Annotated in this window: 22 protein-coding genes; 20 read left to right on the top strand and 2 right to left on the bottom strand. The window is 71.0% G+C overall.

The window, feature by feature from the left end:
• Nucleotides 1-143: 143 nt before the first annotated feature.
• The 17 genes from ACFQS2_RS14285 (at nucleotide 144) to ACFQS2_RS14205 (ending at nucleotide 15,992) form a co-directional block, all read left to right on the top strand.
• Nucleotides 144-2,156, top strand: a complete 2,013-nt coding sequence (locus tag ACFQS2_RS14285) for an aldo/keto reductase (protein ID WP_377794164.1) — start codon at nucleotides 144-146, stop codon at nucleotides 2,154-2,156.
• Nucleotides 2,157-2,188: 32 nt separating this feature from the next.
• A complete protein-coding gene (locus ACFQS2_RS14280) occupies nucleotides 2,189-3,136 on the top strand; it encodes a LacI family DNA-binding transcriptional regulator (RefSeq protein ID WP_377794163.1) in 948 nt (315 codons plus the stop codon).
• A 130-nt stretch (nucleotides 3,137-3,266) separates the two neighbouring features.
• On the top strand, nucleotides 3,267-3,479 hold the full coding sequence (rpmE, locus tag ACFQS2_RS14275; RefSeq protein ID WP_377019769.1) for a 50S ribosomal protein L31: 213 nt from the start codon (nucleotides 3,267-3,269) through the stop codon (nucleotides 3,477-3,479).
• 149 nt (nucleotides 3,480-3,628) lie between these two features.
• Complete coding sequence (gene prfA, locus ACFQS2_RS14270; RefSeq protein ID WP_377794162.1) at nucleotides 3,629-4,798, top strand: peptide chain release factor 1; 1,170 nt, start codon at nucleotides 3,629-3,631, stop codon at nucleotides 4,796-4,798.
• Nucleotides 4,795-5,715 (top strand): N5-glutamine methyltransferase family protein, encoded by a 921-nt coding sequence (locus tag ACFQS2_RS14265; protein WP_377794161.1) that lies wholly within the window; start codon nucleotides 4,795-4,797, stop codon nucleotides 5,713-5,715. The genes prfA and ACFQS2_RS14265 overlap by 4 nt, the downstream gene beginning before the upstream one ends.
• Nucleotides 5,712-6,761: an L-threonylcarbamoyladenylate synthase gene (locus ACFQS2_RS14260; RefSeq protein ID WP_377794160.1), complete on the top strand. Its 1,050-nt coding sequence runs from the start codon at nucleotides 5,712-5,714 to the stop codon at nucleotides 6,759-6,761. The genes ACFQS2_RS14265 and ACFQS2_RS14260 overlap by 4 nt, the downstream gene beginning before the upstream one ends.
• Nucleotides 6,758-7,882, top strand: coding sequence for a glycosyltransferase family 4 protein (locus ACFQS2_RS14255; RefSeq protein ID WP_377019774.1), 1,125 nt, complete (start codon nucleotides 6,758-6,760; stop codon nucleotides 7,880-7,882). The genes ACFQS2_RS14260 and ACFQS2_RS14255 overlap by 4 nt, the downstream gene beginning before the upstream one ends.
• Nucleotides 7,866-8,330, top strand: a complete 465-nt coding sequence (locus ACFQS2_RS14250; RefSeq protein ID WP_377794159.1) for a hypothetical protein — start codon at nucleotides 7,866-7,868, stop codon at nucleotides 8,328-8,330. The genes ACFQS2_RS14255 and ACFQS2_RS14250 overlap by 17 nt, the downstream gene beginning before the upstream one ends.
• A 336-nt stretch (nucleotides 8,331-8,666) precedes the next feature.
• Nucleotides 8,667-9,341 carry a F0F1 ATP synthase subunit A gene (gene atpB / locus ACFQS2_RS14245; RefSeq protein ID WP_377019777.1) on the top strand — a complete coding sequence of 225 codons (675 nt, stop codon included), beginning with the start codon at nucleotides 8,667-8,669 and terminating at the stop codon, nucleotides 9,339-9,341.
• A gap of 84 nt (nucleotides 9,342-9,425) precedes the next feature.
• Nucleotides 9,426-9,659 carry a F0F1 ATP synthase subunit C gene (gene atpE, locus ACFQS2_RS14240; RefSeq protein WP_377019778.1) on the top strand — a complete coding sequence of 78 codons (234 nt, stop codon included), beginning with the start codon at nucleotides 9,426-9,428 and terminating at the stop codon, nucleotides 9,657-9,659.
• Between the two features lie 10 nt (nucleotides 9,660-9,669).
• Entirely contained in the window at nucleotides 9,670-10,209 is a 540-nt protein-coding gene (locus tag ACFQS2_RS14235; RefSeq protein ID WP_377019780.1) for a F0F1 ATP synthase subunit B, read from the top strand.
• A gap of 9 nt (nucleotides 10,210-10,218) precedes the next feature.
• Entirely contained in the window at nucleotides 10,219-11,034 is an 816-nt protein-coding gene (locus ACFQS2_RS14230; protein WP_377794158.1) for a F0F1 ATP synthase subunit delta, read from the top strand.
• Nucleotides 11,035-11,119: 85 nt separating this feature from the next.
• Nucleotides 11,120-12,745, top strand: coding sequence for a F0F1 ATP synthase subunit alpha (atpA, locus tag ACFQS2_RS14225; protein ID WP_377019782.1), 1,626 nt, complete (start codon nucleotides 11,120-11,122; stop codon nucleotides 12,743-12,745).
• A gap of 72 nt (nucleotides 12,746-12,817) precedes the next feature.
• A complete protein-coding gene (locus ACFQS2_RS14220) occupies nucleotides 12,818-13,732 on the top strand; it encodes a F0F1 ATP synthase subunit gamma (protein WP_377019783.1) in 915 nt (304 codons plus the stop codon).
• 47 nt (nucleotides 13,733-13,779) lie between these two features.
• The gene (atpD, locus tag ACFQS2_RS14215; RefSeq protein WP_377019784.1) at nucleotides 13,780-15,252 is read left to right on the top strand and encodes a F0F1 ATP synthase subunit beta; all 1,473 of its coding nucleotides are present in this window, start codon (nucleotides 13,780-13,782) and stop codon (nucleotides 15,250-15,252) included.
• Nucleotides 15,249-15,521: a F0F1 ATP synthase subunit epsilon gene (locus ACFQS2_RS14210; RefSeq protein ID WP_377019785.1), complete on the top strand. Its 273-nt coding sequence runs from the start codon at nucleotides 15,249-15,251 to the stop codon at nucleotides 15,519-15,521. Before atpD ends, ACFQS2_RS14210 begins: the two co-directional genes overlap by 4 nt.
• A gap of 18 nt (nucleotides 15,522-15,539) precedes the next feature.
• Entirely contained in the window at nucleotides 15,540-15,992 is a 453-nt protein-coding gene (locus ACFQS2_RS14205; protein ID WP_377794157.1) for a DUF2550 family protein, read from the top strand.
• Nucleotides 15,993-16,031: 39 nt separating this feature from the next.
• On the opposite strand, the gene ACFQS2_RS14200 is transcribed toward ACFQS2_RS14205, so the two are convergent.
• Nucleotides 16,032-17,234 carry an N-acetylglucosamine-6-phosphate deacetylase gene (locus tag ACFQS2_RS14200; protein WP_377794156.1) on the bottom strand — a complete coding sequence of 401 codons (1,203 nt, stop codon included), beginning with the start codon at nucleotides 17,232-17,234 and terminating at the stop codon, nucleotides 16,032-16,034.
• Nucleotides 17,235-17,255: 21 nt separating this feature from the next.
• Nucleotides 17,256-17,963, bottom strand: coding sequence for an endonuclease NucS (gene nucS, locus ACFQS2_RS14195; protein WP_377794155.1), 708 nt, complete (start codon nucleotides 17,961-17,963; stop codon nucleotides 17,256-17,258).
• A gap of 189 nt (nucleotides 17,964-18,152) precedes the next feature.
• Between nucS and ACFQS2_RS14190 the strand changes: the two genes are divergently transcribed.
• The 3 genes from ACFQS2_RS14190 (at nucleotide 18,153) to ACFQS2_RS14180 (ending at nucleotide 21,287) form a co-directional block, all read left to right on the top strand.
• The gene (locus tag ACFQS2_RS14190) at nucleotides 18,153-19,220 is read left to right on the top strand and encodes a hypothetical protein (protein WP_377794154.1); all 1,068 of its coding nucleotides are present in this window, start codon (nucleotides 18,153-18,155) and stop codon (nucleotides 19,218-19,220) included.
• Nucleotides 19,221-19,255: 35 nt separating this feature from the next.
• Nucleotides 19,256-20,296, top strand: a complete 1,041-nt coding sequence (locus ACFQS2_RS14185; RefSeq protein WP_377794153.1) for a hypothetical protein — start codon at nucleotides 19,256-19,258, stop codon at nucleotides 20,294-20,296.
• A 73-nt stretch (nucleotides 20,297-20,369) separates the two neighbouring features.
• On the top strand, nucleotides 20,370-21,287 hold the full coding sequence (locus tag ACFQS2_RS14180) for a co-chaperone YbbN (RefSeq protein ID WP_377794152.1): 918 nt from the start codon (nucleotides 20,370-20,372) through the stop codon (nucleotides 21,285-21,287).

Below are 21,287 nucleotides of genomic sequence, written 5' to 3'. Positions count from 1 at the left end.
GGTTCGAGGTCGGAGCGTGCCCGGAGGGTCGCGACACGAAGGGGTGTCCCGCTTGTCCTCGCGCAGGTGGTCGAGATAGCGTGACGGGGTCGTGAACGTTCACGGCTCCCCGGACATCGACCCCGAAGGACGACGACGTCTCCATGAGCACCACCTCCACCCCGTTCCGCTGGGCCGTCCTCGGGCCCGGCTCCATCGCCCGTCGCTTCGCCACGCAGCTGCCGTCCTCGCAGGACGGCGTGCTGGTCGCCGTCGGCAGCTCCTCGACCGAGCGGGCCCGCACCTTCGCCGAGGAGTTCCCGCTCCAGGAACCGGGGATCATCGGCGGCTACGAGGAGGTGCTCGCCTCGGACCAGGTCGATGCCGTCTACATCTCGACCGTCCACACCGGCCATGCGCGCCTCGCCGCCGCCGCGCTGGATGCCGGCAAGCACGTGCTGTGCGAGAAGCCCATGACGCCGAACTCCGGGACCACGATGGCGCTCAACGACCTGGCCGCGCGCAGCGGGAAAGTCCTGCTCGAGGCCTATATGTATCGCTTCCACCCGCAGACGGTGCGCGTGCTCGAGCTGGTCGCCGACGGGGCGATCGGCGAGGTCACCCATGTCGACGCCTCCTTCGCGTTCGACACCGGCGGCCGCTCGGGACGCCTGTTCGAGACCGCGACCGCCGGCGGCGGGATCCTCGACGTGGGCTGCTACCCGCTGTCGTTCGCCCGGTTCGTCGCGGGCGCCGCACAGCGGACGGCCTTCGCCGACCCGACCGCGCTGCGCGGAAGCGGCACGATCGGGGAGACGGGCGTGGACGAGTGGGCGAGCGCCGAGGTGACGCTGCCGGGTGACATCACCGCCAGCCTGCGCACCGGGGTGCGCCTCGCCGACCCGCAGACGGCGACCATCACCGGCTCCCGCGGCGTGATCCGACTGGACGACCCCTGGGGGCTGGGGGAGAAGCAGGTGATCGAGCTCGACGTGGTCGGCGAGCAGCCCCAGCGGATCGAGATCCCGTCGGCCGCCCCCTACGCCCTCGAGGCCGACGCGCTCGCACGGGCCGCCCGGGGGGACGGGGTGGTCCCGGAGGTGACGCTCGAGAACTCGCTCGGCCAGGCCCGCGCCCTCGACCTCTGGCGGGAGCAGATCGGGCTGCGCTACCCGTTCGAGGCGGACGATGCCGACATCCCCACCCTCACCGGCGCCCCGCTGGTCGCCGGCAGTGTGCAGTCCGGCCCCGCCATGACCTACGGCTCCATCCCCGGGGTGGACAAGAAGGTCTCGCGCCTGGTCATGGGCTGTGACAACCAGATGAACCTCGCCCACGCCTCGGCGATGTTCGACGCGTTCTACGAGATCGGTGGGACCACGTTCGACACCGCCTACATCTACGGCGGCGGCTACGTCGAGAGGCTCTTCGGGAAATGGGTCCGCAATCGCGGCGTGCGCGACGACGTCGTGGTGATCACCAAGGGAGCCCACACCCCCCACTGCGACCCCGAGTCGATCACCCGCCAGCTCGAGGAGTCCCTCGACCGGCAGGGCACCGACCACGCGGACCTCTACATGATGCACCGCGACAACCTCGAGGTCCCCGTCGGCGAGTTCGTCGACGTGATGGACGAGCACCTGCGGGCGGGCCGCTTCCGCGCGTACGGCGGGTCGAACTGGACGCCCGAGCGCGTCGACGAGGCCAACGACTACGCGCGCCGCAACGGCCGCACCGGCTTCACGATCCTCTCGAACCACTTCGGCCTCGCCCAGGCCCTCGACGTGCCGTGGGCCGGCTGCGTCCACGCCACCGACCCGGACTCCAAGGCCTGGCTCCAGGAGCGCGGCATCGCCCTGCTCCCGTGGTCCTCGCAGGCCCGCGGCTTCTTCACCGGGCGCGCGCACCCCGACGACCTCTCGGACCCCGAGCTCGTGCGCTGCTACTACAGCGAGGAGAACTTCGAGCGTCTGGCCCGTGCGCGGACGCTGGGCGAGGAGCACGGCGTGCCCGCCACGGCCATCGCGCTCGCCTTCGTGCTCCATCAGAAGTTCCCGACGTTCCCCCTGTTCGGCCCGCGCAGCATCGCCGAGATGCGGTCGTCCACCCTCGGCCTCGGCGTGGAGCTCACCCAGGCCGATCTGGACTGGCTGGACCTGGCGTCCGAGACCCGGTGAGCGCGGGGGAGCGCCGGCCGACGATCTTCGACGTGGCCGAGCGTGCGGGCGTCTCCCGGCAGACGGTCTCCCGTGCCCTCAACGACATGGCCGGGATCAGCCCCGCCACCCGGGAGCGGGTGCTGGAGGCGGTGCGGGAGCTGAACTACCGGCCCTCCCGTTTCGGTCGCGGGCTGGTCGAACAGGGGCCGACGACGCTCGGACTGGTCATCATGGACCTCTCGAACGCGTACTACGCCGAGCTCGGCGCCGCGGTCGTGCGCGAATGCTCCACGCGCGGATGGAACGTGGTCCTGGCGGAGGCGGATCATGCTCCTCAGCCCGACACCGTGGCCACCGAGCTCGCCCGGCGCGTCGATGCGATCGTCGGCTACGGCGTGCTGACCAGCGGGATCCGGGAAGGTGCCGGGATGCCGGTGGTCCGGCTGGACGGGTCTGCGGATCAGGTCGACAGCGCCGGAGTGGTCGAGCTGACCATGTCCGGGGCGATGCAGGAACTGGCGGTGCACCTGCGCGACGTCGGCGTCCGTCGTCCCGTCGTGCTCGACCTCGCCGGCGGAGGCATCGGCGAGCGCGCTCGGGAGCTCGCCGCCGCGCTCGGCCCGCTCACCCAGGACGGCGAGGCGGCGATCCACGAGGTCGACGCCCGCAGCGGGCACCGCGAGGCCCTGGAACGAGCACTCGCCACCGGGGCCGACGCCCTGGTCGCCTTCAACGACGAGCTCGCGGTGCGTCTGCTGCGCACCCTGCACTCCATGGACGTGGCGGTACCCGACCAGGTGCGTCTGGTCGGCATCGACGGCCTCGAGATCTCGTCGCTGGTCAGGCCCGAGCTGACCACGCTGAGCATCGACATCGGGGCCCTCGCGCGGGAGACGGTCGAGCTGGTGGCCGGGATGCTGGAGGGGACGACACCGCTCAGCGGCGAGCAGGCGCATCGGGTCGTGCCCTATCGCCTCGAGGTGCGGGGCTCGACCTGAGGCGGCGATGTTGCACACGCCGCACCGCGATCCCTCGCGGAAGGGGAGCGGGCCGTGGCAGACTGTGACGTCGGTTCTGGTTCACGATGCCCGGCCGGGCACCGACCCAGCGACCCCGAGAAGGAGAGACATGAAGGCCGAGATCCACCCCCAGTACGTCGAGACCCAGGTGACGTGCACCTGCGGCAACTCGTTCACCACGCGCAGCACCAAGACCGACGGTGCCATCAGCACCGAGGTGTGCTCCGCGTGCCACCCGTTCTACACCGGCAAGCAGAAGATCCTGGACACCGGCGGCCGCGTGGCCCGGTTCCAGGCCCGGTACGGCAAGAAGGACTCCTGAGTCACGACTCCGACGCCGGTGCGCGCCCCACGGCGTGCACCGGCGTCGTTCTCTGAGCGGCCCCGAGCGGGCGGCGGGAGAGCAACCGGGCCGGACGGTCCGGCAGCGATGGGTGACCGGGGAACCGGAGACAAGGGGAGCACGCGGCGATGAGCACGGCCGATCACGATGATCGTCTGGCACCGCTGCGCCTTGAGCATGCCCGCCTGCAGGAGGCGATGGCGGAGCCCACGCTCCACGACGACCCCGCTCGGGCCCGCCGCATCGGCCGCCGCTATGCGGAGCTGGACACCGTGCTCAGCACCGCGGCACAGGTCGAGGCCACCGCCGCGGATCTCGAGGCCGCTCGCGAGCTCGCCGAGCCCGGCGCCGCGGGAGGGGACGAGGAGCTCGCCGCGGAGCTCGCGGCCGAGACCGAGCAGCTGACCGCGCGCCTCGAGCAGGAACGCGAGCGCCTGGAGGACCTGCTCGCCCCGCGCGACGCCGACGACGCCCGCGACGTCATCCTCGAGATCAGGGCCGGCGCCGGCGGCGAGGAGTCCGCCCTGTTCGCCGCCGAGATGCTGCGGATGTACCGCGCCTACGCCGAGAGCAAGGGCTGGCGCGTCGAGGTGCTGGCCTCCGCGGACTCCGATCTGGGCGGGCTCAAGGACGTCATCGCCGCGATCGGCTCCCGATCCGGGGCGGCACCGGCCGACGGCGTCTACGCCCACCTGAAGTACGAGGCCGGGGTCCACCGCGTCCAGCGGGTCCCGGTCACCGAATCCGCCGGCCGCATCCACACCTCCGCCGTCGGCGTGCTGGTCCTGCCCGAGGCGGACGAGACCGACGAGGCCGAGGTGCTCGCCGAGGCGATGGCCCCCGCGAACCTGCGCATCGACGTCTTCCGCTCCAGCGGCCCCGGCGGTCAGAGCGTGAACACGACCGACTCCGCGGTGCGCGTCACCCACCTGCCCACCGGTATCGTCGTCTCCTGCCAGGACCAGAAGAGCCAGCTGCAGAACCGCGACCAGGCACTGCGGATCCTGCGCACGCGGCTGCTGGACGCCCGGCGCGCGGAGCAGGAGGAGCAGTCCTCCGCCGCCCGCCGCTCCCAGGTGCGCACCGTGGACCGCAGCGAACGCATCCGCACCTACAACTTCCCGGAGTCCCGGGTCGCCGACCATCGCACCGGCTACAAGGCCGGGAACCTCGCCCAGGTCCTCGCCGGCGACCTCGACGACCTCATCGCCGCCTCGCGCGAGGCCGAGCGCGCCGCCCGGCTCGCCGACTCCCAGCGCTCCGCCGAGACCGAGACCGAGTCCGGAGTCGCGCGATGAGCACGCCCGACGTCCGGGAGCGGCTGCGCGCCGCACTGGCCTCGACGACCCAGCGTCTGGGACAGGCCGGTGTCCCCTCGGCAAGCGCCGACGCCCGCTCCCTGATCGCGGCGGCCGCTCGCACCGAGCGGCCCCTGGTCCTGCTCGACGAACTCCCGGAGGCGTTCGCCGCGGACCTGGAGCAGCTGACCGCGCGCCGCGAGCGGCGAGAACCGCTCCAGCTCGTACTCGGCCGTGCTCCTTTCCGCGGGCTCATGCTCGCCGTGCGGCCCGGCGTGTTCATCCCCCGCCCGGAGACGGAACTCGTCCCCGACCTGCTTCGCGAGCATTCGGCCGGACCGCTGGAGCTCGTCGTGGACCTGTGCGCCGGCGGCGGGACGCTCGGGGCCTCGGTGCTGGACGAGCTGCCCGGAGCCCGCGTGCTGGCCGTCGAGATCGACCCGCTCGCCGCCGAGCTCGCCCGCGAGAATCTCGAGCTGGCAGGACCCGGCCGCGGCCGGGTCCTGGAGGCCGACCTGACCGCCGATCCGCAGACTCCCGCACTGGAGACCCTGGCCGCCATGGCGCCGGTCGACGCGGTGCTGGCCAACCCGCCCTACATCCCGCCCGAGGCCGTGCCCCGGGACGCCGAGGTGCTCGAGCACGACCCCCACCGCTCCCTGTTCGGCGGCGGCGAGGACGGCCTGGAGGTGCCCCGCGCGGTGATCTCCTGGGCCGCCCGGCTGCTGCGGCCCGGTGGGATCCTGATCATGGAGCACGCCGACGTCCAGGGTGGCGCCACCCGGGACACCGCCGCCCGGATCGGCGGCTTCGACAGCCTCAGCACCGTCCCCGATCTGACCGGCCGCGACCGCTTCCTGGTGGCGCGCCGTGCCGCCGGGGACCCGACCCCTGGAAGTGAGACACTGACCCGGTGAGCGTGCACGACACCCAGAACCCTGAAACCCGCGAGGCCGCCCTGACGGCCGCGACCGACGCCGTCCGCGCGGGCAAGCTGATCGTCCTGCCGACGGACACCGTCTACGGCATCGGCGCCGACGCCTTCACCGCCGAGTCCGTCACCGCTCTGCTGGAGGCCAAGGGCCGCGGGCGGGACACGCCACCGCCCGTCCTGGTCGGCGACCACGCCGTGCTGCTGGCCCTGGCCGTCGACGTCCCCGACTACGTCGAGCGCCTCGCCGAGGAGTTCTGGCCCGGCCCGCTGACGCTGATCCTGAAGGCCCAGCCCTCTCTGACCTGGGACCTGGGGGAGACCCGGGGCACGGTCGCCCTGCGCATGCCCGATCACGAGATCGCCCTCGAGCTGCTGCGCCGCACCGGCCCGCTCGCCGTCTCCAGCGCGAACCGCCACGGCAAGCCCGCCGCGGTGACGGTGCTGGATGCCGCCACCCAGCTCGGCGACGCCGTCGAGGAGTACCTCGACGGCGGTCCGGCCCGACTCGGCACCAGCTCCACCATCCTCGACACCACCGTCGAGCCTGCCGAGATCGTTCGCGAAGGCGCCCTGACCGCCGAGCAGATCATCGAGGTCGTCGGCGACATCTTCACCGCCCCCGAGCCGGAGCCGAGCCCTGAGGAGGGCCCGGCCGCCGACAGCGAGCCCACGGCCGACGGCTCCGAGGACACAGCCGCCGGGACCACCGCCCCTGCGGCCGATTCCGCCGGGACCGAGCTGCCCGGCGAGGACGGCACGGAGGGTGCTCCGGTCACGGCGGGAGTCGTGCCCGTCTCCGCGGACGGCGCAGGCTCCGACGACGCGGCGGGCGTGCTGGACCTGCCCTCCGAACCCGATCTCGTCGAACTCTCCTCCGAATCGGTCGCTCCCGACAGCGACCTCGCCGCTGCCGCCGGGGAATCCCCCGCCACGGAGGAGCCCACCACCGACGAGCCCGCCACGGATGCGTCCGAAGGCGGCCGCCCTGCAGCGGGGCCGGGGGACAGGCCGGAGAATCCGACCGGGTGAGGATCTATCTCTTCATCCTCCTGGTCTCCGCGGCGGTCACCTACCTGATCACGCCCGCCGTGAGGCTGCTGGCACGGCGTGCGGGAGCCATGACCGCGGTGCGCGACCGCGACGTCCACGATTCCGTGACCCCGCGTCTCGGCGGCGTGGCGATGTTCGCCGGGGTCGCCGCCGCGATTCTCGTCGCCAGCAACGTCCCCTTCCTCGAGGGCCTGTATCGCGACTCCGGACAGCCGTGGGCGATCCTGGCGGCGGCCGGGCTGGTGTGCCTGCTCGGGGCGGCCGACGACAAGTGGGACCTGGACTGGGTGACCAAGCTCGCCGGACAGGTCCTCGCCGCTCTGCTCCTGGCCTGGCAGGGAGTCCAGCTCGTCTCCCTGCCCATCGGCGGGGTCACCCTGCTCTCCCCGCGCACCGCCCTGGTGCTGACGGTGCTGGTCGTCGTGGTGAGCATGAACGCCGTGAACTTCGTCGACGGCCTGGACGGGCTCGCCGCCGGGGTGATGGCGATCGGCGGCGCCGGGTTCTTCGTCTACGCCTACACGCTGACCCGCAGTGCCTCGACCACCGATTACTCCTCGCTCGCCGCGCTGCTGACCGCGGTGATGATCGGGGCCTGTCTGGGCTTCCTGCCGCACAACCTCACCCGGGCGCGCATCTTCATGGGAGATTCCGGCTCCATGCTGCTGGGGCTGCTGCTGGCGGCCAGCACCATCGCCGTGACCGGGCAGGTCGACCCGGCCCGGCTCTCCGGGGCGGACTTCTTCGGCCAGTTCCTGCCGATCCTGCTCCCCGTGGGCGTGATGGTGATCCCGATCCTCGACTTCGGCCTCGCCGTGGTCCGCCGGATCGGTTCGGGCCGGTCCCCGTTCCACGCCGACAAGGCGCACCTGCACCACCGCCTGCTGAGCCTGGGACACTCCAAGCGCACCGCCGTGCTGATCATGTACACGTGGACGGTGGTGATCTCGGTCGGGCTGCTGCTGCCCATCGTGCTCTCGGCCCGCGCCGTGATGATCTTCTGGGCGTGCGGACTCCTGTTCGCCGTCCTGCTCACCTTCGACCCGCTCAGATGGCGCCCAGGCCGTCACCGGAAGGAATCCGATGTCTCCGCACCCTGAGTCCCGGCGCCGCGCGGTCGGCGACCGCGCCATGCAGCGAGCCACGCTCATCGCCCTCGCCGTCGGTCTCCTGCTCGACGCCGTCGTCCTCGCCCTCGCCGCGTCCCGCCCCGATTCGGGCGCTCTCGTCGGCGCGCTGATCGGCACCGGACTGACCCTCGTGATCGTGCTGCCCACGGTCGCGATCGCCCTGCTCGGCAAGCGCATGACGCCGGTGACGACGGCGGCCACGGTGCTCGGGTCCTGGGCCGTGAAGATGCTGATTGTGATCCTCGTCCTGGTGGCGGTCCGGGACCTCGACTCGGTCTCGACGCGCTGGATCGGTCTGGCCCTGCTGGTCGGCGCCGTCTCGGCCGTGCTGGTGGAGGCTGTGCTGCTGGCACGCTCCCGTCAGCCCCTGGATGTCGAACCCGCTCGCGAGCCCGACGCGGCTCCTGACGAGCAGTGACGTTCTGTTATGCTTTCGAAGGTGCTCGACCGCTGATCACGGTGCAATACCGCAGCGAGTCCGACCACTGATCGACCACCCGGAACGCCCTGGCGTCGTCCATCGCCGTACGCACGGTGGCCGCAACGGGACTGGACTCGATCGAGATGACGGCCAAGGCCGGCGCAGCAGCGCCCGGCACTACGACCACGGGAGATCGAGCTGAACACCGCAGACGGCACTCCGGCCCTGTACGCAGAAGGCGATGAGCTCTTCCACGTCCCGAGCCTGTCGGAATTCTTCCCGGCACCGATCCTCTTCGACGGCACCTGGTTCGAGTTCAACCGCGTCCAGCTGGTGCGACTCATCGTCCTGGCCGTGGTCCTCATCGTCCTGGCGATCATCGCCTCCCGCGCCAAGCTCGTGCCCGGCCGCGTCCAGAGCATCGTCGAGCTGATGCTCGACTTCGTGAACAACACGATCATCAAGAACACGCTCGGGCTCCGCGAGGGCAAGCGCTTCGCCCCGATGCTCACCACGCTGTTCTTCCTCATCCTCGCGATGAACCTCGCCGGCGTCGTACCCGGGCTGAACCTCGCGGGCACCTCGGTGATCGGCCTGCCGCTGGTGCTGGCCCTGTGGACCTTCGTCACCTACGTCGTCTCCGGCGTCAAGGTGCACGGCTTCGGGGGCTACCTCAAGCACGAGACCATGCCTCCCGGTCTGCCCAAGCCGATCTACCTGCTGCTGGTCCCGATCGAGTTCCTCCAGGTGGTGCTGATCCGCTGGGGCTCGCTGACGATCCGACTGCTGGCCAACATGGTCGCCGGTCACATCATGATGGTCGTCTTCATCGGCCTCACGCAGGGCCTCCTGCTCTCCGCGAGCTGGCTCATCGTCGTCTCGCCGCTGGCCGGTGCGCTCGCCATAGGCATCTATGGCTTCGAGATCTTCGTCGCCGCCCTCCAGGCCTTCATCTTCACGATGCTCTCCGCGGTGTACATCCAGATGGCCATCGCCGACGAGCACTGAGCCGGCCCGCTCGCTCGACATCTTCCGTCCCCGCAAGACCCAGTTCCGCCGTCCGCCCGGGCGGCACAACGAAAGGAAACCCCTGTGGACCCGATGATTCTCTCGGAGCTCAACGGCAACGTCGCATCCGTCGGCTACGGTCTCGCCGCCATCGGCCCCGGCATCGGCATCGGCATCATCGTCGGCAAGACCGCCGAGGCGACCGCTCGCCAGCCCGAGCTGCGCAGCCAGCTCCAGACCACCATGTTCATCGGTATCGCCTTCACCGAGATCCTGACCCTGCTGGCCATCGTCACCGGCCTGCTCTTCGGCAGCTGAGGCACCCCCTATGACCTACGCCGAAGGAGAAGTCGAGGGCACCGCCCTCCTCATCCCCGCGCCGTCGGAGATCATCTGGACGCTCATCTTCGTCCTGATCTTCGCGGTCGTCTTCATGAAGTTCATCCTGCCCCGGCTCAACGCCGTGCTCGATGAGCGCTCCGAGAAGATCGAGGGCGGGCTGAAGAAGGCCGAAGAGGTCCAGCAGCAGGTCGACGACCTCAAGGCCACGCAGGAGCAGGAGCTCGCCGCCGCCCGTCAGGAGGCCGCGAGCATCCGCGACAAGGCCCGCCAGGACGGTGCGCGCATCGTCGAGGAGGCCAAGGCGCAGGCCGAGGCCGAGTCGGAGCGCATCCTCGCAGCCGGCCGCCAGCAGCTCAGCGCCGAACGCCTCTCGGCCTCGGCCGAGCTGCGCGGCGAGGTCGGCTCGCTGGCCAGTGACCTGGCCTCCAAGATCGTGGGGGAGTCCCTCTCCGACGACGAGCGCTCCCGCCGTGTGATCGACCGGTTCCTGGACGACCTCGAGTCGAGCCAGTCCACCACCCGATAAGGACCCGTGATGCGAGGAACCTCCTCCACCTCATTCGGTGAGGTGCTCCAGCAGGTCGAGACCGTCTTCGCGGCGGTCGACGGCCCGCTCGAGCCCATCGCCGAGGAGCTGTTCTCGGTGGCCGACGCCATCGACTCCAGCAACCAGCTCGTCCGACTGCTCTCCGACCCCGGCCGCCCCGCCGCGGTCAAGGAGGCCTCGGTGCGTTCGCTGTTCGCCGCCCAGATCAGCCCGCAGGCGCTCGAGGTCACCCTCGAGGTCGTGCGCCGGCGCTGGTCCGAGCAGGAGGACATCCTCGACGCCCTCGAGCTGCTCGGAGTCTCCGCCCTGCTCGACCAGGCGCGCTCGGAGGGCGTGCTCGAGCGGGTCGACGAAGAGCTGTTCGAGGTCTCGCTCCTCATCGACGGCAGCGGTGAGCTCACCGGGGCCCTCGACGACGCCCGGGAGGATCCCTCGCACCGCACTCGTGTCCTGCGCCGGTTGCTGGACGGCCGCACGCACCACCTCACGTCCGTGCTCGCGGGTCGCGCCGTGGGTCGCCGCACCGATCAGAAGCCGGCGCGGCGGGTGGCGGAGTTCGCCCGCTTCGCCTCCGAGCGCCGGCGCCGCGCCTTCGCCGCGGTCGCCAGCGCCGTGCCTCTGAGCGAGACCCAGCAGGCCCGGCTCACGTCGGTCCTGACCGGGATCTACGGCCGCGAGGTGCAGATGAACTTCCAGGTCGACCCCGACGTCGTGGGCGGTCTGCGGATCCAGGTCGGCGACGACCTCTACGACGCCACCGTGCTGGCTCGGCTCTCGCGGGCCCGAGCTTCGCTGGTGGCCTGACTGAAGCCCCGACGCCCCGGCGTCCCCCAGCATCTTGTAGACCATCCCCGTCCGACGGGGAGACCGAGAGGAAGCGAAGCAGCAGATGGCGGAGCTCACGATCAGCCCGGAGGAGATCCGGAACGCCCTGGACACCGCAGTGTCCACTTATCAGGCAGGCGCCACCGAGCGCGAGGAGATCGGCCGCGTCAGCGAGGCCGCCGACGGCATCGCCCGCGTCGAAGGCCTCCCCGACGTCATGGCCAACGAGCTGGTCCGCTTCGAGGACGGCACGCTCGGACTCGCACTGAACCTCGAACTGCGCGAGGTCGGCGTCGTCGTCCTCGGTGAGTTCACCGGCATCGAGGAGGGCCAGGAGGTCCGTCGCACGGGCCAGGTCCTCTCCGTCCCGGTGGGCGACGGCTACCTCGGCCGCGTCGTCGACCCGGTCGGCAACCCGATCGACGGGCTCGGCGAGATCGAGACCGTCGGCCGTCGCGCCCTCGAGCTGCAGGCGCCCGGCGTCATGCAGCGCAAGGAGGTCAAGCAGCCCCTGCAGACCGGGCTGAAGGCCATCGACGCCATGACCCCCATCGGCCGCGGCCAGCGTCAGCTGATCATCGGCGACCGCCAGACCGGCAAGACCGCGATCGGCATCGACACGATCCTGAACCAGAAGGCCAACTGGGCCTCGGGTGACCCCGAGAAGCAGGTGCGCTGCATCTACGTCGCCGTCGGCCAGAAGGGTTCGACCATCGCCTCGGTGCGCTCGACGCTCGAGGAGAACGGCGCGATGGAGTACACCACCATCGTGGCGGCCCCGGCCTCCGACCCGGCGGGCTTCAAGTACATCGCCCCCTACACCGGCTCGGCCATCGGCCAGCACTGGATGTACGAGGGCAAGCATGTCCTGATCGTCTTCGACGACCTGTCCAAGCAGGCGGAGGCCTACCGCGCCGTTTCGCTGCTGCTGCGCCGCCCGCCGGGCCGCGAGGCGTACCCCGGTGACGTCTTCTACCTCCACTCCCGTCTGCTCGAGCGCTGCGCGAAGCTCTCGGACGAGATGGGCGGTGGCTCGATGACCGGCCTGCCGATCATCGAGACCAAGGCCAACGACGTCTCGGCGTACATCCCGACCAACGTCATCTCGATCACCGATGGTCAGTGCTTCCTGCAGTCGGACCTGTTCAACGCGAACCAGCGCCCGGCGGTCGACGTCGGCGTCTCGGTCTCCCGCGTCGGCGGCTCCGCCCAGACCAAGGCCCTGCGCAAGGTCTCCGGCACGCTGAAGATCGCCCTGGCGCAGTACCGCGACCTGGAGTCCTTCGCGATGTTCGCCTCGGACCTGGACGCGGCCTCCAAGCAGCAGCTGAACCGCGGCGCGCGCCTGATGGAGCTGCTCAAGCAGTCCCAGTACTCGCCGTTCCCGGTCGAGGAGCAGGTGGTCTCGATCTGGGCCGGCACCAACGGCAAGTTCGACGAGATCGAGGTCGAGGACGTCCGCGACTTCGAGGCCCAGCTCCTGGAGCACCTGCGTCACAACGGGAGCGTGCTGGAGAACATCCGCAGCACGGGTCAGTTCGCTCCCGAGACGGAGGAGGAGCTCACGAAGATCCTCGAGGACGTCAAGCGGGACTACCTCGCCGGCAAGGGCGCGGAGGCCGGCCGCACCGACGAGACCGGCCGGCTCGACGCCGATCAGATCGAGCAGGAGCAGATCGTCCGCGGCTGATGCGTGAGGCCGCCGTCCGGCAGGACGGCGGCCGCCCGCCGAGGACGCATCCACCCCCGCACGAGGAGAGACATGGGAGCCCAGCAGAGGATCTACAAGCAGCGGATCAGGTCCGCCCAGGGCATGAAGAAGATCTTCAAGGCCCAGGAGATGATCGCGGCCTCGCGCATCGCCAAGGCCCACGCCCGGGTCACGGCGACCACTCCGTACGCCGAGGCGATCACCCGCGCCATCGGCTCGGTCGCCACGCACTCGAACGAGATCGCTCACCCCTTCCTGCAGGCGGAGCGCCAGGAGACCGGCCGCGTCGGCATCCTGCTGATCACCGCGGACCGCGGCATGGCCGGGGCCTACTCGCCCAATGCGATCCGTTCCGCGGAACAGCTGGCGAACCTCCTGCGGGACCAGGGCAAGGACCCGGTGATGTACGTCGTCGGCCGCAAGGGCGATTCGTACTACCGGTTCCGCAACCGTCCGCCGCACCGCTCGTGGACGCCGTACAAGGAGGAGGAGCTGCCGGACCTGGGGCGCGACATCGCCCAGACGGTCACGGCCGATCTGCTCTCCCTCGACCCGGCCGAGCACCTCGATGAGCTCTACGTGGTCGGCACCCGGTTCGAGACCCGCTTCATCCAGAAGACGGCTCAGATCCGTCTGGTGCCGATGGGGCTGGTCGAGGCGGAGACGGGGGAGCACAAGCCCACGTACCCCCTGTACGACTTCGCCCCGGACGCCGACACCGTCGTCTCGGAGCTGATCCCGCGCTACGTCGAGTCGCGGATCATCAACATCCTGCTGCAGTCGATGGCGTCCGAGCACGCCTCGCGCCAGCGGGCGATGAAGACCGCCACCGACAACGCCGAGACCCAGATCGACAAGTTCACCCGGCTGGCGAACACCGCTCGCCAGGCGGAGATCACCCAGGAGATCACCGAGATCGTCGGCGGCGCCGACGCGCTCTCGGGATCCGGCCGCACCGAACGCTGAGGCGCTGCAGCACCGCGCCGGCGTCGCACCCAGTGGAGAGAATGGACATGACCACCCTTACCGATACCCAGGCCCCCGCCGCCGAGGCGCAGGGCGCCACCGGGCGCGTCGCCCGCGTCACCGGCGCCGTCGTCGACATCGAGTTCCCCCCGGGCAGCATCCCGGACATCTACAACGCCCTGACCATCGAGATCTCCGGTGAGGGCTCCGGCCTGGAGGCCTCGACGCTCACGCTCGAGACCGCCCAGCACCTCGGCGACGGCATGGTCCGCGCGATCGCGCTGAAGCCGACCGACGGCCTCGTCCGCGGCCAGGCTGTCCTCGACACCGGCGCGGCGATCTCCGTGCCGGTGGGCGATGCGACCCTCGGCACCGTGTTCGACGTGGTGGGCAACCCGCTGAACAAGCCTGCCGACCAGCTCCAGGTCCAGGACCGCTGGCCCATCCACCGCAAGGCCCCGAACTTCGACCAGCTCGAGTCGAAGACGCAGATGTTCGAGACCGGCATCAAGTCGATCGACCTGCTGACCCCGTACGTCCAGGGCGGCAAGATCGGCCTGTTCGGCGGCGCCGGTGTGGGCAAGACGGTGCTGATCCAGGAGATGATCTACCGCGTGGCCAACAACCACGACGGCGTCTCCGTGTTCGCCGGCGTCGGCGAGCGCACCCGTGAGGGCTGGGACCTGATCGAGGAGATGACCGAGTCCGGCGTCATCGACAAGACCGCTCTGGTCTTCGGCCAGATGGACGAGCCGCCGGGCACCCGCCTCCGCGTCGCCCTGTCCGCACTGACGATGGCGGAGTACTTCCGCGATGTCCAGAGCCAGGACGTGCTGCTGTTCATCGACAACATCTTCCGCTTCACCCAGGCCGGCATGGAGGTCTCCACGCTGCTGGGCCGCATGCCCTCGGCGGTGGGCTACCAGCCCAACCTGGCGGACGAGATGGGCGTGCTGCAGGAGCGGATCACCTCGACCCGCGGCCACTCCATCACCTCGATGCAGGCCATCTACGTGCCGGCCGACGACTACACCGACCCGGCCCCGGCGACCACGTTCGCCCACCTGGATGCGACCACCGAGCTCTCCCGTGAGATCGCCTCGCGCGGCCTGTACCCGGCGATCGACCCCCTGAGCTCCACCTCGCGCATCCTCGACCCGCGGTACGTGGGTCAGGAGCACTACGACACCGCGGTGCGCGTGCGACAGATCCTGCAGCGCAACAAGGAGCTCCAGGACATCATCGCGATGCTGGGCGTGGACGAGCTCTCCGAAGAGGACAAGGTGATCGTCTCGCGCGCCCGCCGCATCCAGCAGTTCCTCTCTCAGAACACCCACCTCGCCAAGCAGTTCACCGGCGTCGAGGGCTCGGACGTGTCGCTGCGCGACACCATCGAGGGCTTCAAGGGCATCTGCGACGGCGAGTTCGACCACATCACCGAGCAGGCGTTCTACAACGTCGGCGGCATCGACATGGTGCTCGAGAACCATCACCGGATCCAGAAGGAGCTCGGTCAGTGAGCTCCCTCGAGGTCACGTTCGTCACCGCGGATCGCACCGTCTGGTCGGGGCAGGCCGCGCAGGTCGTCGTGCCCGCGGTCGACGGCTCCATGGGCATCCTGCCGCAGATGCAGCCCACGCTCGCGATTCTCGACCGCGGCGCCGTGCGCATCATCGACCAGGACGGCTCCGTCACCGAGCGTGCGGTCCACGGCGGGTTCGTCTCGGTCGATGCCGACGTCGTCACCATCGGCGTGGATGACGCCGAGGTCCGCGACACGGATCGCTGACCGGAGCCCTCCCCGCCCATGATCGATCTGAGCATCCCGGTCCTCCTCCTGGGGACCGGGATGCTCATTCTCGTGGCGGTGGTGGTGCTGGCGGTGGGACTGGTGTGCCGCCAGCTGGCGCTGTCCCGCCAGCGCGGCGCCTTCGAGTGCAGCCTGCAGCGTCGCGGGCTGGTCGGCGGTGAGAGCTGGCAGCACGGCATGATGCGGTTCGGCACCGACCGTCTGCGCTGGTTCCGCGCCTTCTCCCTGCGGCTTCGTCCCGAGGTCGTCATCCGCCGGGCGGATGTCCTGGACGTCTCCCGCCGTCGGCTGCCGGCCCAGATCGAGGGCGGCCACGACACCTATCTGGTCGAGTTCACGATGCGCGGGGATCGGGAGATCCGCGCGATCGTCGACCTCACCTCCGGGGCGGCCCTGAACTCGTGGCTCGAAGCCGCACCGACGGGCCTGGTCCTCGGCGACGCCGACTGACCGGGAACGGGCCGCCGCCCCGTTCAGTCGCTGCCCCGCTCAGTCGCCGACCGGGACGCCGCCGCGCAGCACCGTGACCGGTCGCAGCCCGGCGTCGGTCAGCACCACGTCGGCCCGTCGGCCGGGCTCGAGGGAGCCGATCCGGTCCTGCATGCCCAGCACACCGGCCGGGACCGCGCTGGCCGCGTGCACCGCGCGGGCCAGGTCGACGCCCGCCTCGGTCACCGCAAGACGGACCACATCCAGCAGATGGGCGGTGCCGCCGGCGATCGACGTGCCGCCGGTCAGGGTCGCCACCCCGGCATCGACGGTGACGTCCAGGGCCCCGAGGCGGTACTGACCGTCGGGCATGCCCGCTGCGGCCATCGCGTCGGTCACCAGCACCACGGCATCCTCCGCGGCGACGGCGAAGACGTGCGCGACGGTGCGGGCATCGAGGTGGACGCCATCGGCGATCAGCTCTGCCACCAGGTCTCCGCGCGCCGCCGCGTCCAGGGCCGCGAGCACGGGGCCGGGGTCACGGTGATGGATCGGGCGCATCCCGTTGAACAGGTGGGTGGCCGTCGGTCTCGGTGAGCGGCCGTGCTCACGGCGCAGCTGCTCGCGGGAGAGTGCCACGGCGCGAGTCATCGCAGCGCTGGAGCCGTCGGTGTGCCCGAGCGAGGGCACGGCCCCGACCTCGGCGAGGGCCTCGATGACCGCATCGGCGTCCTCCGCCTCGGGGGCCACGGTCATGGTCGCCAGCGCGCCGCCGGCGATCTCGGCGAGCTCCCGCACCAGATCCGGGTCTCCGGCCACGATGTGCTCGGGGTTCTGCGCGCCGCGGCGGTCGGCGGAGATGAACGGACCCTCGAGATGGATCGCGGCGATCTCCCCGTCGGCCGCGAGCCCTGCGAGGTCGCGGACCCGGTCGCGCAGGACCGCCGCCGGAGCGGTCACCAGCGAGGCCACCAGCGAGGTGGTGCCGTGGCGACGGTGCTCGCGGACCGCGGTGAGCATGTCACGAGGTCCGGAGGCGTCGGGGAAGGAGGCTCCGCCGCCGCCGTGGCAGTGCAGGTCCACCAGGCCCGGGAGGATGAGCCCGGGATGTTCGAGCGTCTCGGTGGCGCTGTGCTCCGGGGCGTGGGCGGCCGGCCCGGACCAGACGATGTCGCCTCCGGCGATCAGCACCAGCGCACCGGGGAGGACGCCGCGGTCGAGCACAGCGGTGCCGCTCAGGGCGAGGTCGACGGGAACGTTCATGCGGTCTCCTCGGTCGGGGGATCAGAACAGCCGCGAGTCGACGTCGTCGATTCCGCGCAGGGCGTCGTAGTCCAGCGTCACGCAGTCGATGCCGCGGTCCTCGGCGAGCACGCGGGCCTGCGGTTTGATGGCCTGGGCGGCGAAGATGCCGCGCACCGGGGCGAGCAGCGGGTCGCGGTTGAGCAGCTCGAGATACCGGGTGAGCTGCTCGACGCCGTCGATCTCACCGCGGCGCTTGATCTCGATCGCCACGGAGGTCCCGTCGCCGTCGCGGGCGAGGATGTCGACCGGTCCGATGGCGGTGCCGTACTCGCGCCGCACCAGGGACCATCCGGTGCCCAGGGTCTCGATGTTCTGGGCCAGGAGGGCCTGCAGATGGGCCTCGATCCCGTCCTTCTGCAGCCCCGGATCCACACCCAGCTCATGGGCGGTGTCCTGGAAGGTCTCGTGCAGGCGCACCCGGAGCCGGTCCCCGGACTTGTCGTGGACGACGTCCCACTGCTCGAGCCACTCGCCCTCGGGATCGCCGGCCGCCTCCTCCGGGTCGCGCGTGCTCACGCGCAGGGTGCACGGCGGGCTCATCCAGTTCAGCGGTTTGTAGCTGCCCCCATCGGAATGGATCAGGACGCTGCCGTCGGCCTTGACGATCAGCAGCCGGGGAGCCGCGGGCAGATGGGCGGTGAGTTGACCGGTGTAGTCGACGGAACAACGAGCAACGACGAGACGCACTCCGACAGGGTACGGCACCGATGGGGTGGGCCGGGGGCTCGCATGGGGCGCGGATGAGCAGGCCATGAGGCGATCTTTACGCAGGTGCAGATGCTCACGTGGGGCTGTCGCCGAGCGCGTCCCGGCCCTATCGTGGGCAGGTCCCCCGCCTGGGCCCGCTGCCGGGCCGCCCCGAAGGAGCTTCCTACCGTGCAACGCCTGCTCGCCGTCCTCCTGGTACTGGTCGGCCTGATCGGACTGGTGCTGGGCCGCCTCGGCGAGACGACGTGGGCGCCGGCCACCGAGACCACCGCCACGGTGGAGCTCGAGGACCCGGGCCCGGCCGTGGTGATCGATCCGGGCGTGCTCTACGTCGGCGGGACGGAGGGCGAGGTCAGCATCGAAGGAGCCTCCGACGTCTCCGTGATCACCGCGGCCAACAGCGACATCGAGGCCTACCTGGCTGATACCCGCTACACCCGCATCACCGGGGCGAGCGACTGGACCACGCTGAGCACGCAGGAGGTCAACCCCGATGGGGCCGGCGAGCTGAGCGACCCGACCGGCTCGGACCTCTGGCGCAGCGTGGAGACGTCGCCGAGCCCGTTCACGATGCCGGTCGAGGACTTCGCCGAAGGGGAGACGGGGGAGAACAAGCAGGTCTACCGCGCGATCCTCGTGGTCACCGACGGCAGCGATCCCGGCGCGCAGTCCGTCTCGATCACCTGGCCGGTGGACGACGAGAACGAGTGGGTTCCCTATGCCTACGCGGGCGGTGCCGCGATCGCCGTGATCGGCCTGGTCCTGCTCGTCGTCTCGCTCGGCGGTCGCCGTCGCGAGGATGAGCTCGAGGGCGAAGCCGCGGACACGAGCGCCCACGGCACCGTCGCTGCCGGCGCTGCCGGCGCGCACCGCCCATCCTCGGAGGCCGACGGCACCGCGCCCGCCGAGACGGGCAGCGCCGACAGCGCCCCGGAGGAGCCCGCCACGACGGAGCCGTCCCGGCAGCGTCCGGGGCCGCACGAAGCCGACACGGCCCCCGTGGTGATCCCCGGCGGGCGGCCCGCGGCCGGCTCCGGCTCCGACGAGCCGGCCGTCGGTGAGGAGACCGAGACCCTCGGCGTCGTCCCGGACGACGAGCCCGCATCGGGCGACGAGTGGGCCCCGGTCCGCCTGTTCCAGGATCGCGACCCCGGGGACGACGGCGATGAGCCGGTCCGGCGCCTCGACGAGGACACGCTGGACGAGAACGGACCGAGCAGCGAGGAGCGCCGATGAGCCCCCAGCGCCGATCCGCCTGGAAGGATGAACGGATGACGAGCCGACCCATCGCCCGCCGTGGCCTGTTCCTCGGTGCGGGGTCCCTGCTCGCCTCGGGAGTGCTCGCGGCATGCGGCTCCGAGCCCGAGGCCCCGCCCGCCCCGCCCGAGGGCCCTTCGCTCGCCGAGCCCACACCGGCCCAGACCGCCGAGCAGTTCGACCGCTTCGTCGAGGAGATCAACGCGGCGGTGGCCGAGGCCGACGAGGCCCGCGACGCCGAGAAGCTCGCCCCGCGGGTTTCCGGCTCCGCGGCGGAGTTCCGCGGCGCCACGTACGCGCTGATCGCGAAGGCCGAGGCGTGGGCCGAGGAGCTCACCGTGCCCGCTCCGAAGATCATCGTGCCGATGACCACCGTGAGCACGGAGTTCCCCCGCGTCGCGATCGCCATGGTCGAGAACTCCGCGGAGGACGGCGCACCGTTCTTCATGGCCCTGCAGCAGGCCGATGCGAAGTCCCCGTACACGACCTGGGGATGGGCGGAGCAGGCCGTGGACGTCGAGATGCCCAGCGTGGCCGACCAGCGCGTCGGCTCCGAGCCGGTCGCGACCGACGCCGACGGTCTGATCATGACCCCCGCCGAGGCCCTGAGCCTGTACGCCGCCACCCTCACCGATGGTGACAAGGCGGATCCCGACGACCGGCTCGCCACCGATCCCTACCTCACCGATCTGCACGAGGGGATCCAGGCCGAACGGGCCGCGCTGAACGAGGGAGTGGAGAAGGACGAGGCCGCGACCATCCGCGAGACCTACGAGGTCGACGACGCGGAGTTCGCCGGGCTGCGCACCGATGACGGCGGCGCCATCGTGATGGGGACCCTGCGGTCCACGCGCACGATGACCGTCAGGAACGACGCGACCGTGAACTATCCCGAGAGCAGGTTCACGGCGGCGGCGGGCACCCAGGAGTTCACCGAGCAGTACGTCCGCGAGTACGGCAATCACGTCGCCCTCTACGTTCCGCCCGAGGGATCGGACGCCCAGGTCCAGCCGATCGGTGGGACCCGGACCACCTTGAGCGTCACGGGCGAGTGAGATCCCGCCGGATTTCCTGGACTGCCGGATTCCCTAGACTGTCTGCATCAGACCACGTCGAAGGAGCACTCCCGTGACCGATCCGTACGGAATCATCGACCTCGCAGCCCTGAAGCAGCCGGCAGGCTCCGGCCAGGGCGGCAACGGCGGGGGAGCGGCCGGGACCGCCGGCACTCCCGCGAAGCACGAGGTGGCCGTGACCGAGCAGGGCCTGGAGCAGCTGGTCGCCGATTCGCAGCAGATCCCGACCCTGCTGCTGGTGACCAGTTCGCGGGTCACGAACGGAGCACAGTTCCTGGGCTCCCTGCGGCGCGCCGTCGACGCCCAGGGCGGAGCGATCCGCCTGGCCACCGTCGACGCGGATACCCAGCAGCGGGTCGCCGCCGCCCTGCGCGTCGAGCAGCTGCCCACCCTGATGCTGCTCATCCTCGGCCAGGTCCAGCCGATCGTCCAGGCGGTCCTGCCGGACGCGGAGATCGACAACCTCATCACCCAGGTGCTCGAGGTCGCTCGTCAGCAGGGCATGGACACCAGCGGCGCCGGCCAGGGCGAGGACCAGGAGCCGCAGGAGGAACCGCTGCCCCCGCTGATCGCGGAGGCGTACGAGGCGATCGAGAAGGGCGACCTCGATGCGGCCGTCGCGGCCTACGAGAAGCAGCTCAGTGACTCACCGGCCGATGCCGAGGCGAAGGCAGGGCTGGCCACCGTCTCGCTGATGCGTCGCACGCAGGACGCCGAGCCCACCAAGGTCCGCGAGGACGCCGCCCAGCGCCCCGGAGACCTGGACGCGCAGCTGCTGGCCGCCGATCTCGACATGCTCGGCGGCCACGTCGACGACGCGTTCGGCCGGCTGCTCGATCAGCTCCGCGGCGCCGACCAGGAGACCAAGGACGTCGTGCGCGCCCGCCTGCTGGAGCTGTTCGAGGTGGCCGGCCCCGCCGATCCTCGCGTCGCCCCCGCCCGCAAGCGCCTGGCGAACCTGCTGTTCTGA

Origin of the sequence: Brachybacterium sp. GCM10030267 (genome assembly GCF_042666875.1) — a bacterium.
GTDB lineage: Bacteria > Actinomycetota > Actinomycetes > Actinomycetales > Dermabacteraceae > Brachybacterium.
This window is presented reverse-complemented; position numbering and strand designations above follow the sequence as displayed.

Bases quoted from the DNA above. Each gene is read 5' to 3' on its own strand.
- ACFQS2_RS14285 (WP_377794164.1), top strand. From the start codon at position 144: ATGAGCACCACCTCCACCCCGTTCCGCTGGGCCGTCCTCGGGCCCGGC.
- rpmE (WP_377019769.1), top strand. From the start codon at position 3,267: ATGAAGGCCGAGATCCACCCCCAGTACGTCGAGACCCAGGTGACGTGC.
- prfA (WP_377794162.1), top strand. From the start codon at position 3,629: ATGAGCACGGCCGATCACGATGATCGTCTGGCACCGCTGCGCCTTGAG.
- ACFQS2_RS14265 (WP_377794161.1), top strand. From the start codon at position 4,795: ATGAGCACGCCCGACGTCCGGGAGCGGCTGCGCGCCGCACTGGCCTCG.
- ACFQS2_RS14250 (WP_377794159.1), top strand. From the start codon at position 7,866: ATGTCTCCGCACCCTGAGTCCCGGCGCCGCGCGGTCGGCGACCGCGCC.
- ACFQS2_RS14235 (WP_377019780.1), top strand. From the start codon at position 9,670: ATGACCTACGCCGAAGGAGAAGTCGAGGGCACCGCCCTCCTCATCCCC.
- ACFQS2_RS14230 (WP_377794158.1), top strand. From the start codon at position 10,219: ATGCGAGGAACCTCCTCCACCTCATTCGGTGAGGTGCTCCAGCAGGTC.
- atpA (WP_377019782.1), top strand. From the start codon at position 11,120: ATGGCGGAGCTCACGATCAGCCCGGAGGAGATCCGGAACGCCCTGGAC.
- ACFQS2_RS14220 (WP_377019783.1), top strand. From the start codon at position 12,818: ATGGGAGCCCAGCAGAGGATCTACAAGCAGCGGATCAGGTCCGCCCAG.
- atpD (WP_377019784.1), top strand. From the start codon at position 13,780: ATGACCACCCTTACCGATACCCAGGCCCCCGCCGCCGAGGCGCAGGGC.
- ACFQS2_RS14205 (WP_377794157.1), top strand. From the start codon at position 15,540: ATGATCGATCTGAGCATCCCGGTCCTCCTCCTGGGGACCGGGATGCTC.
- ACFQS2_RS14200 (WP_377794156.1), bottom strand. From the start codon at position 17,234: ATGAACGTTCCCGTCGACCTCGCCCTGAGCGGCACCGCTGTGCTCGAC.
- ACFQS2_RS14185 (WP_377794153.1), top strand. From the start codon at position 19,256: ATGACGAGCCGACCCATCGCCCGCCGTGGCCTGTTCCTCGGTGCGGGG.